Annotated in this window: 11 protein-coding genes; 8 read left to right on the top strand and 3 right to left on the bottom strand. The window is 72.6% G+C overall.

The genetic code is table 11. The annotated features are described in order from the left end of the window. Nucleotides 1-108: 108 nt before the first annotated feature. A complete protein-coding gene (locus ACFV1J_RS08105) occupies nt 109-975 on the bottom strand; it encodes a GyrI-like domain-containing protein (protein WP_385856416.1) in 867 nt (288 codons plus the stop codon). A gap of 188 nt (nt 976-1,163) precedes the next feature. Here ACFV1J_RS08105 and ACFV1J_RS08100 point away from each other — a divergent pair, with 188 nt between their 5' ends. Further along, nucleotides 1,164-2,375, top strand: coding sequence for an MFS transporter (locus tag ACFV1J_RS08100; RefSeq protein ID WP_385856415.1), 1,212 nt, complete (start codon nt 1,164-1,166; stop codon nt 2,373-2,375). A 38-nt stretch (nt 2,376-2,413) separates the two neighbouring features. Here ACFV1J_RS08100 and ACFV1J_RS08095 read toward each other — a convergent pair whose 3' ends face one another. Continuing rightward, a complete protein-coding gene (locus ACFV1J_RS08095; RefSeq protein WP_385856414.1) occupies nt 2,414-3,127 on the bottom strand; it encodes a TioE family transcriptional regulator in 714 nt (237 codons plus the stop codon). 123 nt (nt 3,128-3,250) lie between these two features. Between ACFV1J_RS08095 and ACFV1J_RS08090 the strand changes: the two genes are divergently transcribed. Beyond that, nucleotides 3,251-4,450 (top strand): erythromycin esterase family protein, encoded by a 1,200-nt coding sequence (locus tag ACFV1J_RS08090; RefSeq protein WP_385856413.1) that lies wholly within the window; start codon nt 3,251-3,253, stop codon nt 4,448-4,450. Nucleotides 4,451-4,632: 182 nt separating this feature from the next. Here ACFV1J_RS08090 and ACFV1J_RS08085 read toward each other — a convergent pair whose 3' ends face one another. Further along, nucleotides 4,633-6,696, bottom strand: coding sequence for a TerD family protein (locus ACFV1J_RS08085; protein WP_385856412.1), 2,064 nt, complete (start codon nt 6,694-6,696; stop codon nt 4,633-4,635). 502 nt (nt 6,697-7,198) lie between these two features. Here ACFV1J_RS08085 and ACFV1J_RS08080 point away from each other — a divergent pair. From ACFV1J_RS08080 to ACFV1J_RS08055, 6 genes are all read left to right on the top strand, one after another. Continuing rightward, the gene (locus ACFV1J_RS08080; RefSeq protein ID WP_385856411.1) at nt 7,199-7,909 is read left to right on the top strand and encodes a Crp/Fnr family transcriptional regulator; all 711 of its coding nucleotides are present in this window, start codon (nt 7,199-7,201) and stop codon (nt 7,907-7,909) included. A gap of 179 nt (nt 7,910-8,088) precedes the next feature. Beyond that, a complete protein-coding gene (locus ACFV1J_RS08075) occupies nt 8,089-9,006 on the top strand; it encodes a hypothetical protein (protein ID WP_385856410.1) in 918 nt (305 codons plus the stop codon). Nucleotides 9,007-9,011: 5 nt separating this feature from the next. Then, nucleotides 9,012-11,525 (top strand): hypothetical protein, encoded by a 2,514-nt coding sequence (locus tag ACFV1J_RS08070; RefSeq protein WP_385856408.1) that lies wholly within the window; start codon nt 9,012-9,014, stop codon nt 11,523-11,525. After that, on the top strand, nt 11,518-12,615 hold the full coding sequence (locus ACFV1J_RS08065) for a hypothetical protein (RefSeq protein ID WP_385856407.1): 1,098 nt from the start codon (nt 11,518-11,520) through the stop codon (nt 12,613-12,615). The genes ACFV1J_RS08070 and ACFV1J_RS08065 overlap by 8 nt, the downstream gene beginning before the upstream one ends. Beyond that, nucleotides 12,615-13,181, top strand: coding sequence for a Pycsar system effector family protein (locus ACFV1J_RS08060; protein WP_385856406.1), 567 nt, complete (start codon nt 12,615-12,617; stop codon nt 13,179-13,181). The genes ACFV1J_RS08065 and ACFV1J_RS08060 overlap by 1 nt, the downstream gene beginning before the upstream one ends. Before the next feature lie 139 nt (nt 13,182-13,320). Further along, nucleotides 13,321-15,597, top strand: a complete 2,277-nt coding sequence (locus ACFV1J_RS08055; protein ID WP_385856405.1) for a choice-of-anchor X domain-containing protein — start codon at nt 13,321-13,323, stop codon at nt 15,595-15,597. Nucleotides 15,598-15,614 lie beyond the last annotated feature (17 nt).

Raw genomic sequence — 15,614 nt, 5'->3', positions numbered from 1 at the left:
TGCGACTGGCTCGACGCCCAGGACCCCAAGGTCCTCGCCGACCTGCGCCGGCTCGGGGTCGGGCAGCGCTTCACGGGCCGCGGCTGACGGCAGCGCCCACCCGCCCGCTCAGACCGCGGTCCGCTCCACGGGGATCCACAACTCCGCGTCCGCCTGCGTCGCGTCCGACGACAGGCGGGTGCGCAGGATCTCGGGTCCCGGCCTGCTCTGGTACGGGTTGGACGGGAACCACTGTGTGAACACGTCCCGCCACAGGTACTGCAGCGCCTGCGGGAACGGCCCGGAGTTCTCGAAGACGGCCCACGCCCCCGCCGGGACGGTGAGCGCGTCCAGGTCGTCCGGCGCGTCGGCCCCGGTCACCACACCGTGGTAGTAGTCGAGTTCGGTTCCCTCCGCCCGGCTCGGGTCGAGGTCGTCGCTGACCGAGACGATCCCCTCCGGCTGCTGGTCCGACAGCGCGGTGATGCGGCGTATCGTCTCCTGGTCGATGCCGCGGATGAACTCCGCGATCGCCGGATTCACCCCGACATGGACCAGCGGGACCCGGGCCTTCTTGCCGACGACACGGAACTCCTCCTTCTCCACAACCCGGTACCGCATGCTGCTGCTCCCTTCGACGATCAGGCGGAAGGACATCCGGGGCTGGGAGTGCAGCGCCGCACCGGTCCGCCGGGCCTCGCCCGGGCCGATGCCGTGCACCGTCCGGAACGCCCGCGCGAACGCCTCCCCCGAGCCGTAGCCGTAGCGCACCGCGACCTCCAGCAGCGTCCGCTCCCCCGCGAGGACCTCGGCCCCCGCGACGGTGAGCCGTCTGCGCCGGATGTACTCCGACAGCGAGATCCCCGCCAGCGCGGAGAACAGCCGGCGGAAGTGGTACTCCGACGTCACCGCGATCCGCGCCAGCTCGGCCACCTCGATCCGCTGATCAAGATGCGACTCGATGTGTTCCAGGGCCTCGTTCAGCCGCTCCAGCACCTCGGTCTCCTTCCCTTACGCACCTCACGTGAGGAAGATCGCACCCGGCCGCACCCGGCCGCACCCGACATCCTGTGCCCGGTCCGATCGGTGGCCCACTACCAGGTCGAATACCTGCCGGACCTGGCCGGACGCCCCTGCTGGACTGGTGGGCGGAACCGTCCTTCCCCACCGTTCAGGGACCCGCCATGTCTGCTGCCCCCGCACTCGCCCCACCGACGGCCGCACCCGGCCCGGCCCGCTCGCCGCGCCTCGGCTGGTGCGCCGTCCTCGCCGTCACGCTGGGCATCTTCTGCATCGTCACCACGGAGATCCTGCCCATCGGCCTCCTCACGGACATCGGGGCCGACTTCCACGTCTCGGACGGTACGGCCGGGCTGATGATGACCGTCCCCGGATTACTGGCAGCCGTCGCCGCCCCCACCGTCACCGTGGCCACCGCCCGCCTCGACCGCCGTCTGATGCTCGGCGCGCTCACCCTGCTCCTCGCCCTGGCGAACGTCCTCGCCGCACTCGCGCCGGTCTACTGGCCCGTCCTGGTCTCCCGCGTCCTGGTCGGCATCACCATCGGCGGCTTCTGGTCCATCGGCGCCGGTCTGGCCGACCGCCTCGTCCGGCCGGAATCGGCCCGCCGTGCGACCGCGGTGATCTTCTCCGCGGTGCCGCTGGGCTCCGTACTCGGTGTCCCCGCCGGCACGTTCCTGGGCGAACTCGCCGGCTGGCGCGCGGCATTCCTCACCATGGGGGTCCTGACCGCGGTGGTGTTCGCCCTGTTGCAGCTCCTGCTGCCCCCGCTGCCCGCGGTCCGGATCACCCGGCTCTCGGTCCTGCGGGCGATGTGCCGCAGCGGCCACACCTGCATCGCGCTGCTGACGACGTTCCTGATCGTCCTCGCCCACTTCGGCGCGTACACCTACGTGACGCCGTTCCTGCGACAGGTCACCCAGGTCGGCCCGGGCACGATCACCCTCTTCCTGCTGGCGTACGGGGCCGCCGGCGTCCTCGGCAATTTCCTGGGCGGCGCGGCCGTCACCCGCCGTCCGCACGCCACGTTCGGTGCGGCCGCCTGCCTGCTTGCCGCCGCGACCCTGCTGCTGCCCGTCCTCGGCCACCGGCCGCTCGGCGCGGTCGCGCTGCTGCTCGTGTGGGGCACCGCGTACGGCGCCGTCCCCGTCTCGTCCCAGGCCTGGTTCACCCGCTCCGCCCCGCACACCACGGAGGCCGCGTCGGTGCTGTTCACCGCGTCCTTCCAGGCCACCATTTCGCTCGGCTCGCTGATCGGGGGCGTGGTGGTGGACCGTACGTCCGCTTCGGCGGTCATGACCTGCGGCGGGGCGGTCGCGGTGCTCATGGCGCTGGTGGTGTGGGTGCATTTCGCCCGACGGGTCGAGTGGCCCTGAGGACCGGGGGCGAATGGATGACCCCTCGGTGAACCCGCCTATGCCGCGGTGCGGTTGCGCAAGGTCAGATAGTGGCTGAGCTGCGTGGACGCGTGGAGCATGGCGAGGCCCTGGGTGGTGAGTTTGTGTTGCCAGTCGTCCAGGGCGGCGGACAGGGTCTCGGTGTCGCCGGCCGTGCGGACCTGTTGGACCACGGTGGCGATGTGGTCCAACAGGTAGCCGCCGCGCCTGAGGAGGTGGGCGAATTCGGCGTCGCGGATGTCGGCCGCGCGGTAGCTGCGGTGTCCGGTGGCCGGGTCGCGGGCGGGGGTGAGGATGCCGGCGTCCTCCCAGTTGCGCAGGGTCGCCGGGGTGACGCGGAGCTGGTGGGCGAGTTCGCCGATGGTGCGGGTGGCGGGGGTGGTGGAGGGAGCCGTGGTGGCCTCCCACTCGGCCGTCAGATGATCCACCGCTTCCCGCACGGCGTCGAGGGTCTCCCGGTCGCGGAGCAACTGGTGGTGGCCACGGTCGATGATCAGCAGGGCGTCGTTGAGGTCGTCGCGGTGCAGTGCGTTCATGATCTGGCCGCCGGCCGCGTGCCCGTAGGCCGGGATGAGGGAGAGGAAGGCGCGGAGGGCCGCCGCGTGCACCTCGGTGTAGAGGCGGTAACCGCTGGGCGTGCGCTCCGCGGGCGGGAGGAAGCCGTCCCGTTCGTAGTTGCGGACCGCCTGGGTCGAGATGCCGTGCTCGCGTGCGAGGTCGGACGGGCGCATGGTTATCTCCTGTTTGAGACTTTGGACGGCGATGATCGCGCGATGGGCCTCTGACTGTCGGGCAGTTGGTCGGCTGGAGCGTGCAAAGTCTCAACCGAGCTTTCAAGGATACGATTGAGGCTCATGAGTCAGGACATTCGAGACTTCGTGAGTACGTCATGTGAGCTGTTGGCTCTCGGTGAGCCGACGCACCTGGAGCCCGCCTTCGGGCGGATCCGCAACGAACTGTTCAGTCAGCTGGCCGGCCACGGCTTCCGGTCGATCGCCCTGGAGATCGACCGGGTGACGGCGCTGTGCGTGAACGACTTCGTCCAGGGGGGAGCCGGAACCCTCGACGCGGTGATGCGCGAGGGCTTCTCGACCGGCTTCGGAGAGGTGCTCGCCAACAGGCAACTCGTCGCCTGGATGCGCGAGTACAACGAGGACCGACCGGCGGAGGAGCGCCTGGCCTTCCACGGCATCGACGCCGAGATGGAGAACACCAGCGCACCCAGCCCGCGGCGCTATCTCGAGTACGCCCGCGACTACCTGGCACTCGGCCCCGACAGGGATCGCGCCGTCGACCTCGACCTCGCCGGCCTCGCCGGGGAGGACGAACGGTGGAGCCGTGCCGAGGCGATCTTGGACCCGGCGATGTCGGTCGGGGACACGGCCGAGGCCGAGAAGCTCCGGGTGATCGCGGACGACATGCTCACCTCGCTCCATGCGCGCGCCCCGGAGCTGATCGCGGCAACGTCACATGCCGAGTGGTTCCGGGCCAAGACACACCTCACGGCCGGTCTGGGCCTGCTGCGCTACCACAAGCAGTCGGCGCAGCGCATCGACGACAGTGCCCGGATCTCCGGGCTGCTCGCCACCCGGGACGTCCTCATGGCCCAGAACCTCCTCGATGTCCGGACCATCGAGGCCCGACGGGGACCGACCCTGGCCTTCGCCAACAACCTCCATCTGCAGCGGAACCGGAGCACCATGCGGATGGGGGAGTGGGACCTCACCTGGTACTCCGCCGGGGCCATCATGGGGTGCCTGTTGGACGAGCGGTACACCGTCGTCCTCGGCAGCCTGGGCAGCAGCGACGTTCTCGGGCTTCGGGAGCCGGCGGCGGATACCTACGAGGCGTCCCTGCAGAGTCGTATCACCGGCTGGGGGCTGGCCGCGGCCGGTACGGTCACCGCTGCCACCACGGCACCTCCCGCCGGCCCGCGGACCGATACCACCCCACAGCAGGGCTACTTCCCGCTCGACCGGGCGAGCCTCGCAGCGGCGGACGCCATCCTGCACGTCAGCGACGGGTCGACGGCCGTGCAGCCGTTCCGCCCGTAGGGCGTGGGCACCGGGCGTGACGAGGGCGCCGGCGGCGCACCGGTGTGACGACGGGGATCCGGGCGGCGCACCGGCGCGCTGCCCGGAGGTCGAGGTGCCCGGGGAAAAGCCTTCTGCTGGGCCATGGGATCGCGGCGCAGAGACGCCGCCTCTGAGTCGAATTCCCGCCGGGGCATGCCGCGTTACACCCGGCGCGGCGTTCCCCGGTCGAGGTGGGCGATGACGTCGGTGTGGAATCGGTCCACGGCATTGTCGACGCTGCGGATGAAACCCGACTCGGCATTACCGCGGCCACTGCCCATACCGGTGAACAGCGACAGGCGGAAGCCGGTGATCTGCGCACCGTCCTTCGGGAGGAGGTCGGCGGGCTCTGGCCGCAGCCGTTCCAGGGTCCCGCGCGGGCCCGTCCCGGGGCCGTCGACCAGGGTTTCGACGTGCAGATCCGCCGGCGCCGCCGCGAGCCGGCGGATCAACCGCTTGGCCCGGGTGAGCGGGTACCCCTGCTCGGGCGCCGCCACCTCGATCGACGTGCGCAGCTTGCCGGTGCGCAGATCCGCGGCGAGCGCGAGGGTGCCCGGGGTGTCCTCGATGCGCAGTTCGGCGTGCAGCCGTCCCTCGGCACACAACTGGTCGGCCAGCGCGGCCCGACGGGCCCGGGGATCGGTGCCGCGCCGGGCGCGCTGAACGGGCAGGACCTTCCGGCCGAGTTCCCCGCCCAGCCGCAGACAGACCTGCCGGACCAGCCGCTCCCAGCTCTCGACCACGTCGACGGTGCGCGGATCCCCCTGGCACAGCGTCTCGTCATCGATGGCGTTGCGTACCGGCACCCAGGCGGAGCCCATGTTCTGGAAGCCGTGGCAACCCGAGTTCTCGTGCTGGAGGTAGTGCAGCAGTTCCTGGAGCAGCCACGCATGGGCGGCGTTGCCGACGCCCTCGTGGTGGATCAACATCTGTGCCTGGTGCGCCACTTCCGCCCAGGACAGGTGCCACAGGGCGACCTTGTGTTTGCGCCGGCCGTCCGTCTTCACCTCGACCAGCGGGCTGCCTTCCAGCGCCACGTCGTTGGTCAGCGTGATCACCGCCTCGTAACCGCGCCGGGCGGCGATGTCCAGATACGCCTGTACCTGCTCCGCCTTGAGCGGGTGCCCGTTCGTCTTCGTCTCGATCAGCGCGGTCCACAGCTTGCCGGCACGCTCCACCCGGATCACCCCGTCCGGGCGCTTGGGAGTGTCACCGTGCGGCAGCAGCACCTCGGTGAACGTCTCCGTCCGGCCGGCGGGTGCGCCGAAGGCCGCCGTGAGGCGCCGGCCGAACTCCGGTACCTGGGCCAGGACGGCCAACAGCACGGAGGTCGCCCGCACTTCGCGTTCCCGGTCGCTCCTGAGGGCCGAGACGGGGAAGAGCCGGGCCGCCCGCCAGGCGTCGTTCTCGGCGAGCGGTTTCTTCGGCTGCTGGGGAAGGGTGATCTTCTTGCGGGCCGTGCGGGGGCGGGTGGTCTTCTTCCCCTCGGGCGGGGCGGGCGCCTCGACCGCCACCGCCGCGGGCCCGCCCCCGGGCTGCCGTGGGGACGGCACAGGCGCGGCCTCCGCGGCCGCGTCGCCCAAGACCGCCTCGCCCAAGACCGCCTCGTCCTGCCCCGCCTCGCTCCCGACCGCCTCGTCCTCCCCCGCGTCGCCCTCCCCCGCGTCGTCCGCCCCCTCGTCGTCCTCGATGTTCACCCCGAAGTCCGTGGCGAGACCGGCGAGGCCGGAGGCGTAGCCCTGCCCGATGGCGCGGAACTTCCATGCGCCGGCCCGCCGGTAGAGCTCGCCGAAGAGGAACGCGCTCACCTCCCCGGCGTCTTCGGCGGTGAACTGGAGCACGTTCTCGCCCGCACCGTCGGCCAGCGTCAGGTGCAGGTCGTTGAGGTCCCCGAACCGGGCGCCGCCATAGCGGCTCGCGGCCACGACCACCCGCTCGATCTCCGGTGGAATCGCCTCCAGGTCGAAACTGATGCGGTCCTCGTTGCCGTCCCCGGCCGGCGTTTTGCCCAGGAGTTGAACGCTGCCGTCCGGGGCGACGGGGTGGTTGTAGAAGTAGAAGTCGGCGTCGCTGCGCACCTTGCCGTGCTCATTCAGGAGAAGCACGGAAACATCTGCATCACCCTCCCCAGAAGTGCTGCTCCACCCCAAGCGCATCAGTACAGAACTGACGTTCTCGCTGAGCGCCGACAAGCCGACATTCGCGCCCTTCAGCATCTTGTGCATATGGCCCCCAGATTGCGTACGGCCATGCCGGGACCGAATCCCGGCGGCCCCCTGTACGGCGTGTGCGCTACGTCACATACTCGCCATATGCGGGGAACCCTAGTGGGCGGAGCCCGGACAGGGGCGGTGAAGTGCGGAAACTCGGGGGTTTTCGAGATCGACGGTGGTGGTGGGGAGGAAGGAGTGACTCCTCTTACGTGGAATGGAATTACCGATCCGTTGGCGGAAACCTGAGTTCTGGCCAATTACGAGCGGCGGGCGCACCTCGGGTGGCCGGGGTGCCTGACCTCCGGGTCATTGGCCGAGAGGTGCGCATTACTGGCTGGATGGGGAGGTCGGTGGACCGTGGGGACGGACCGGGGCGGGGCGTTTTACCTGGGAGTTCGGGAAGTACTGCTGAGTATGCGGGGTGTGGCGTAATTCACTCGCCCCAAAGCGTCACTCTGCGACCATCAACGCCTACGAAAAACCGGCCATACGGACTGCCGTGGGGGGAGTGGCCATGGGGCTGCTCGGCGACGAGCTGGCTTTTGCGCGGGCTCTGACGGCCCAGGAGAACGAGAGCGTGATGGCTCTCGGAAGCCGGAAGCGCTATCCGGCCGACGCCCACCTCCTGACGGAGGGAGACCGGTCCAGCCACGTCATGATCATCCTGCGGGGATGGGTGACCGTTTCGGTGGCCACGGACCGGGGTGCCACCCGGCTGATACTCGGCCTGCGCGGCCCAGGTGAACTCCTCGGGGAAATGGCCGCGTTGGACAATCATCCCCGCAGCGCCACCGTACGCGCCCTCGGGCCGATCGAGGCCCAGGTCATCTCCGGCGACGCGTTCCGTCGCTTCCTCGCCCTGCACCCCAGGGTCAGCGGACTGGTGATCCGTCAACTCACCTTCCGGCTCCGCAGCGCCGACCAGGAGCGGTCCGCGCTCGCCTCGCTCACCGTCCTGCAGCGACTGGCCGCCCGGCTCAGCGAGTTGTCCCAGGTCGAACCGGCCGGCCCCTACACCCCGTCCGTACCCGGCCGGTCCAGACCCGGGTCCGTCGTCCACCTGGCCCAGGACGAACTGGCCGCCACCGTGGGGGCCACCCGCGAAGCCGTCGCCAAGGCCCTGCGGCTGCTGCGCAAGCAGAACGTCGTGCGCACCGGCAACCGGATGGTGGAGATCCTCGACCCCGCACTGCTCACCCTCCTCGCCGAGGGCCATCAGGAATGAGTGCGGCAGGCACGAGCACGGCGAAGGAGCGCGGCGACGACGGACGGCGGGGCAGGGGCGCGGAGCTGACGGGCAGAGCGCACGCCCGGCGTGTGTAAACGGCTACAGACGGCCCCGGTCCCGGGCCGGAAGCTGATGGGGACGGCAACCGCACGGAACGGCATGACAGGGGGCTCGGGGTGGACGACGGCGCGAGGGATGTCGCGGAGGCGCACTACGAGTTGGTGATCAGCGTCGACGCCCGGCGTTCCGGGGAGTACGACGACGTGGAGAAGCCGCGGATGCGCGCCCGGATCTACCGGGTCCTGGAGGCGGCGTTCGGCCACGCCAAGGTGGCCAGGGACGCGGTCCACATGGAGGACCGCGGCGACGGCGTACTGCTGTCGGTGGCCGGCCGGATCGCGGTGACCCGGCTGCTCGGCCTGTGGATGGTCGAGGTGCACGAGAACCTGCGGGACGAGAACCGCGGCCTGCGGGTCCCCCTGGGGCTGCGGGTGGGCATGCACGTCGGCCCGGTACGGCGCGACGGCCGGGGGATCAGCGGGCGCGCGGTCGACCTCGCCTGCCGGCTGGCCGACTCCCCCGTCGGGCGGCAGCTGCTGGACGCCGAGCGGGCCGATCTCGTGCTGGTGGTGTCCGAGTCGCTGTACGAGGACGTGGTCCGCAGCGGCGGCAAGTTCATCGAGCCGACGCGCTACTCCCGGGCCCGGCTGGCGCTCAAGGAGGGCGAGGTCACCGCGTGGTTCCACCTTCCCGGGCGGGAGGCACCGGTGATACCGGACGGTCTCGATCCGGGGCAGGGACGGACCCGCGGCCTGCGGGACACCGGGGGCGCGGGGGGCGGGGCCGGGGCCGGGGTCGCCGGCGTGGACGACCAGGACCGCTCGGACGACGGGGACGACTGGGACGACGAGGCCGGCGGCGGGGACGAGGACCAAGACCGCGACGAGGACCGCGACGGGGACGAGCGGGGCCGCGGTTCCGGCGGTGACCGGTATCTGGTCCGGGGCGACATGTCCCGGCACCACGACAACGTCTACCAGCAGGGCGTGCACATCGGGCGGATCACCGGTGACGCCGAGCGGCGGAGGGGCTGAGGCACGTGGCCGAGGAAGAGCAGGCGGGGGGCGCGGCCGAGCCCGAGGCGCCGAAGGCCGCCGGCGGGCCGTCCCCGGAGGGCGAGCAGCGGGCCCGGGGCAAGGACGGTGACGACCGGGCACGCGGGGCGGACGACAAGGGGGACGGCGGGGACGCCGCCGACAGCGAGGCCGCGGAGCGGGAACGCGAACGGGAGCGCGCCGCGGGGCGGTTCAAGGAGCACACCGGCAATCCGCTCGCCGGGGAGGAGAGCGAGGACGGGCCGACCGATCTCGCCGCCGCGTCGCGGGCCCGCCGCGCCACCCGGATGCTGTTCGACACCGGGCGGGACCTGAACAGCTTCGACCGTTCGTACATCCAAAGCGCCCACATCGGGGACATCCACCTCCGGATGGACGCCCGGCAGGCCGGGGCGCGGATGCGCAGCGGCCCGGTACCGGACGAGGAACTGCGCCGGCTCCGGCAGGTGCACGTGGCACCGGAGGGGTACTTACGGCTGCGCAAGGCGCTGCGGGCCCGCCGGCTGCTGGTGCTCGGCGCGGCGCCCGGCACCGGCCGCACCAGCACCGCGCTCGCCCTCCTCGACGAGGTCACCGCCCTCACCGGGGGCGGCCCGGGTGAGGAGTCCGGGGCCGGGCCGCGGGTGCTGCGGGTGGACATCGAGACGGACGGCGGCGTACCGAAGCTGGCCGGGTCGCTGGAGGAGCGGCACGGCACCGGCTATCTGCTGGAGCTGTCGCTCGGCCGGCCCGGTGCGCTGCCGCCGGACGCGATGGACCTGGACGGGCTGGCCGCGGCGCTGGACGAACGCGAGTCGTTCGCGGTGATCGTCGTGACCGTCGGATCGGCCGCGAATCCGCTGCTGGCCGGGCGGTACGGGATGCTCTGCCCGCCCGTCCCCTGGCAGGAACTCCGCACCGCCCGGCTGCGGGAGCGGCTGGCGGAGCATGTCGCGGCGGCCGGGGACGACGGGCCGGACGGCGGTGCGCGCGTGGCCGAACTCCTCGACCGGGCCGAGGAGTTGGTGGAGCAGGCGGAGTTCAAGGACGCGGTCGGGCTGAACGATCTGCGCCCCGCCGAGGCCGAACTCCTCGCCTCGCTGCTGGCCGGGCACCTGCTGGACGAGGTCTCCTACGACGAGCTGCTGGCCGGCTGCCGGAGCCTCGCGGCGGACCAGGCCCACGAGTGGTTCGCCGGGGTGGACCGGGCGCTGGCCGCGCCGCCGCCGGCCGCGGACGGGAGCCCGGCGCGGCGGCCGGGGACGGCGGCGCTGTTCCACCCGGTGGCGTTCCGGATCGCGCTGGCCGTCCTCGGCGGCGCCTCGCGCAGCGCGGTGGCCTCCGCCGCACACCTGCTGACCTGGGAACTGTCCGTCCAGAGCGATCCGGACCAGACCCCGGCCCGGCCGCTGTTCTGCGACGACCCGGAGTCCGACCTGGCGCTGTCCCGGGCCGAACTGACCGACGGTGAGGTCGAGGTGGCCGGTACCGAGGTGCCGGCCCAGCTGATCTGGTACCGGGGGGCGGCGCTGCCCGGTGCGGTGCTGAGCGAGGTCTGGGACCGGCACTTCCCGGTCCGCGGCCCGGTGGTGCGCTGGCTGCGGCTGCTGGCCGACGATCCCCGCCCCCAGGTGTGGATGCGCGCCGCGGTGGCCGCCGGGGAGCTGTGCGTACGGGACTTCGACCACGGTTACGCGGAGCTGATCCGGCCGCTCGCCGAGGCGGGCACCCCGCGCCGGCGGATCTTCGCGGCCACCACGATGGACCAGGCGGCCGGGCACGCCTCACACCGCAAGGCGGTGCGGCGGCTGGTCGACGACTGGAGCCGGTACGGGACGAAGTCGCTGCGCTGGACCGCGGCGATGGCGCTGGGCTACGGCAACGCCGCGGCCACCACGGACGACACCCTCGACGCCCTGGCCCGGATCGGGGTCCGGGACGACGGGGAGCAGCTGGCGGTCGCCTCGTTCAACGTCGTCCGGCTGCTGGCGCTGCCGGACGCGGCGGCGGTGCTGCGGCGGATGGCGGAGTGGACGCACCACCGGCGCGAGCCGTACCAGGACCTCGGTCTGGTGACCACGGTCCGGCTCGCGGTGACCAAGGTCGACGAGGTGCTGGCCGCCGAGCCCGACTCCGGGCTCGGGGACCGCGGGGACTGGCCACTGCCGCTCGCGCTCGCCGTCGCGCGCCCCGAACTCATCGGCGCGATGGCCGACTTGATGTGGACCGCGCTGAACACCGCGCGGTCGCAGGAGGTCGCCATGGACGCGCTGGAGGCCCTGCTGCGCACGGCCGTGCGCAAGGGCGGCACGGAGTGGACCCGGCCGGGCCTGGCGGCACTGCTGCCCGCGCTGGCGACCGAGGAGCACGACCGGCGGCGGCTGGACTGGCTGCTGCGCCGAATGATGAAGGATCCGGACAATCCGCTCCCCGACGCGCAGGCGCGCTCCTTGTGGTGGCTCGCCGTCCCGCCGCGGGACCGGACGGGTGAGAGGCACCAGGAGGAAACGCATGGCTGACGACCAGGGCGTGGCGGGGGACGGGGGCGGAGCGGCCGGCCCGGGGCCCGCGGGGCCGTTCCTGCGGGAGTACGCGCCGACCGGCCCGTTCCGGCACACGAGCGCACGGACCGCGTCGGTGCTGTTCTACCGCAACGGCGGCTACAGCGTGGCCACCGTCCGCGGCGTCCAGCACCACGACAAACGGGCACTGGCCCGGCCGCACACCATCTGCGAGATCGCCCTCGGCACGTTCGTCACCACGCTCCAGCTGGAGCTGCCGGCCGCGGGGGGCACCACGTTCTTCAAGGCCGAGGTGGAGATCCACTGGACGGTGAGCGATCCCCATCTGGCCGCCACCGAAGTGGTGACCGATGTCGCGCAGCGGCTCACCGCGCCGACGCTGGAGCGGCTGCGGGAGGTCTCCGCGGAGTTCCCGGTGAACCAGGCCGAACAGGCCGACCGCGCCATCACCCGGAGCTGCGCCGGCGGGCGCTGGGACGACCTGGGCGCCGATCTGGGCCTGCGGGTGCGGCTGTACGTACGGCTGCGGGTGGACGACCGGACGATCCATCACATGGACGACATCCGGGACGCGCACGCCTCGGCGGAGCTGACCCGGGTCCACCAGGGCACGTTCCGGGCCATGCTGCAGGGCGGCGAACTGGACCAGCTCAGCTACATGCTGGCGGCCGAGCCCGAGGCGGCCAAGGACTTCCTGGAGAAGATCCGCCAGGAGGGCCGGGCCGACGAGAAGGAGCGCATCGACCGGCTCTTCGACATGGTCGACAGCGGCCAGATCCACTCCACCGATGTGGAGACCCAGGCGCTGGAGCTCCTCAACCGGGGCCGGCACCGCGTCCAGGGCCCCATCGGCTCGCTGCCCGCCCGCCGGGACACCCCGCAACTGGGCCCGGGCACCTCCGATCCCGGCCGGTCCGAACCGTTCACCCCGGACTGGGTCTCGGACGAGCCGCCGTCCCGGTCCGGGCGCCCGTCGCACCTGACCAAGGACGACCCGGCGGACGACGGTCCGGTGGTCGTCGAACCCGAGCCGCGCCGCCGCCGGCGCAGCCGCGACGACGGATGGTCCTGGGCGGAGGAGGACTGATGACGGCCGACGGGGGGACGGCGGCCGGGGGGACGACGGACTCCCCCGACCCGGTCGTGCCGGTGCCGGACGGGGGTCGGCACGGCCACGACCGGGCGGGGGAACGCATCGCCGAACGGCTGCTGAACACGGTCCGGGAGGACCTCGGACGGGCCGACTCCAAGGCGGCCGTGCTGCTCTCGGGGGCGCTGGCGCTGCCGGCGTTCCTGATCGGGTGGCACGGCGCGCCCGACTGGCGCGGCCCGGCCGACCTCACGCTGGTCGCCGCCGGGCTGCTCTGGGCGGTCGCGGTGGCCGCGCTGGTCCGGGCGCTGATGCCCCGTACCGGCACGCTCCGCACCCAGGACGGGGTGACGTACTTCGGCGATCTGCTGGCCCCCCACGATCTGCCCCGCCTCGCCGCCGAGATCGCCGCGGCCGGCCGGGACCCGGCCGGGTGGCTGCTCATCCAGGCCGTGGACGTCAGCTCGATCCTGTCCGCCAAATACCGGGCCATCCGCTGGGCGGTGGGCGCGCTGGCCCCTGCGGCGGCGCTGGCCCTGGCCTGGAGCCTGACCGCGCGCTGACCGGCGGCCGGCCCGGCGCCGCCGCCGGCGGTGCACCACCAAGCACACGACGCAGAAACGAAATAAGGGGACGGCCGTGGGAACAGCGAGGGGAAGACGGCGGAACGGAAGGGGCTGGGCGCGGCGTGGCGCGGTCCGTGTGCTGGGCGGCGCCGCGGCGCTGATATCCCTGCTGGCGCCCGCCGCCCACGATCCGGTGCCGGCGGCCGCGTCGAAACCGGCCTTCACATCGGTCAACTACGCGGTGGCGGTGGACGAGTCGGCCAGTCTGGCGCCCGAGGACATGAATGCGGAGAAGGCCGCCGCCGCCCGGATCGCGCTGGGTGACGTCTCCTCGGCGTCCCACGTCACGGTCTTCGGTTTCGCCGCCGCCGAGTCCGGCGACCAGCGCGCGGTGGACCCGGTGTGCGCGCGGACCACGCTGGACGCGGCCGGGCGGGAGTCGATCGGCGGATGCGTCGGCAAGCTGCGCGGCCGCAAGAAGAGCGAGGGCACCGGCACCGACTTCCCGAGCGCGATACGCCAGGGCGTGCACGAACTGAGCTCCGCCACCGACCCGTCGGTGCCGCGGGTGCTGTTCCTGCTCACCGACGGGCAGATGGACGTCACCGGCAGCCCCCAGTACGGCGATCCCGCGCACCGCAAGGACGAGGGCGAGCGGCAGCTGGACCTGGAGCTGAAGAACGCCCGGGCGCAGGGGGTGCAGATCTGGCCGCTGGGCTTCGGGCCCGACCCGGACAAGGAGCAGCTCGACCGGATGGCCGCCGGCGGCTACCAGAAGGGCTGTGTGGAACTGCCCTCCGCCAGCCCGAAGGCCGACAAGGTCTCCGGTGCCAAGGACCTCGGTCCGAAGCTGGAGAAGATCTTCGCCGCGGCGCACTGCCTGCGCTACGAAGAGGGCACCAGCCCCAAACTGCCGCCGGCCACCCTGGAGGTCGGCATCTCACCGCTGGCGACCGTGGGCAGCATCGTGGTCGACAAGAGCGACCCCAAGGTGACGATCACGTACATCGACCCCAACGGCCACCAGGTGCCCACCTCGGGGACGTACCACAAGTCGCACTTCGAGCTGGCGGGCGCCGGAGACACCGTCGAGGCGCTGAAGATCGTCGACCCGGTGCCCGGACGATGGCGGGTCAAGGCCGAGGCGCCCGAGGGGCACCGCTCGCTGCCGGTCGGCGTCAGCGTGCTGTGGCAGGGCGAGCTGCGCGGCGCGATCACCATGGACCCGCCGTCGCCGCAGGCCGGCCAGAAGGCCACGGTGACCATGCGGCTGCAGACCCGCGAGGGCTACCAGATCAAGGACCCCCGGGACTACGCGGGCCTGCGGGTCCGCAGCGAGCTGACCGGCGACGGCTTCGCCGCGCTGCCGGTGCGGCTCACCGACGACGGCAAGGGGCCCGACCGCACGGCGAGCGACGGCTCGTTCACCGGTTCCGTGACGATCCCGCGGAGCGCCGACGGGGCCTTGAAGGTGAGCGGCACGCTGACCGCCTCCGGGCTGAGCGCGGACACCCGCAGCGAGAGCGGCCTGGTCGCGCCGGACGTACTGCCGGTGACCGGCAGCCTGCGGCTGCCGGCCGCGGACGCCCACCCCGGCGACGAGGTCACCGGCACCCTGGTCGTGCACAACACCGGCAAGGCCCCGCACACCCTGCGGCTGTCGGTCGCCGACCTCCAGCCGGGGCTGGTGACGGTGAGCCCGGCCGAGCTCGAACTGAAGCCCGGTGACTCCGTGACCAGGCCGGTGACGGTCCGCCTCGGCCCGGCCGCCGCCTTCGGCGACCGCCTCGACGACGACGGACTGAAGCTCGGCGGCACCGTCACCGCCGTCGACACCACCGACCACCACCGGACGCTGATGCGGTCCCCGCTGTCGGTGACGGTCACGCCCGAGCCCGGCATCTGGGACGCGTACTGGTGGGCGTTCCTCATCGGCGTCGCGGTGATCGCCGCGGTCGTCGCCGTGGTCCTCGCCTGGCTGCGGCAGCGGCGCAGCCGCCGGGACCCGTACGGCCTGGTGCTGCAACTGGTCTCCGAGGAAGGCGACGTGGTCGCCACGCACCCGGCCGGGCACGGGCACAAGCAGTGGTACGAGTTCGCGGTCGTCGAACCGCTCCGCAGCCCGCGCATCGAGCGGCGCACCCACGGCCGGTACGCGATCCAGCGCAACCCCGAGGGCGGCGCGTGGGTGCGCGAGCGGGGCGCCGGGCGGACCCGCCTGAAAACGGACGGCACCGTCCCGCTGGGCGACGGGCTGAGCCTCTCCCTGGGCGAGGAGACCCGCTCCCCGAAGTCCCGCCGCAACCGGACCGGTGGGGGCTTCCGGTCACGGACCGGCACGACCTCCACCACTCCCCCGACGGCCGCCGCCGAGGACGGCGGCAGCACCAGCGCCTTCGAGTCGTACCGGTGACGCGCGGGGCGGGCCGG

Source organism: Streptomyces sp. NPDC059649, from assembly GCF_042734445.1.
GTDB lineage: Bacteria > Actinomycetota > Actinomycetes > Streptomycetales > Streptomycetaceae > Streptomyces.
Note: the sequence above shows the minus strand (reverse complement) of the source record. Positions and strands in the feature narration are given on the sequence as shown.

Coding starts and splice junctions, on each gene's coding strand:
- ACFV1J_RS08100 (WP_385856415.1), top strand. CDS start 1,164: ATGTCTGCTGCCCCCGCACTCGCCCCACCGACGGCCGCACCCGGCCCG.
- ACFV1J_RS08095 (WP_385856414.1), bottom strand. CDS start 3,127: ATGCGCCCGTCCGACCTCGCACGCGAGCACGGCATCTCGACCCAGGCG.
- ACFV1J_RS08090 (WP_385856413.1), top strand. CDS start 3,251: ATGAGTCAGGACATTCGAGACTTCGTGAGTACGTCATGTGAGCTGTTG.
- ACFV1J_RS08085 (WP_385856412.1), bottom strand. CDS start 6,696: ATGCACAAGATGCTGAAGGGCGCGAATGTCGGCTTGTCGGCGCTCAGC.
- ACFV1J_RS08080 (WP_385856411.1), top strand. CDS start 7,199: ATGGGGCTGCTCGGCGACGAGCTGGCTTTTGCGCGGGCTCTGACGGCC.
- ACFV1J_RS08065 (WP_385856407.1), top strand. CDS start 11,518: ATGGCTGACGACCAGGGCGTGGCGGGGGACGGGGGCGGAGCGGCCGGC.
- ACFV1J_RS08060 (WP_385856406.1), top strand. CDS start 12,615: ATGACGGCCGACGGGGGGACGGCGGCCGGGGGGACGACGGACTCCCCC.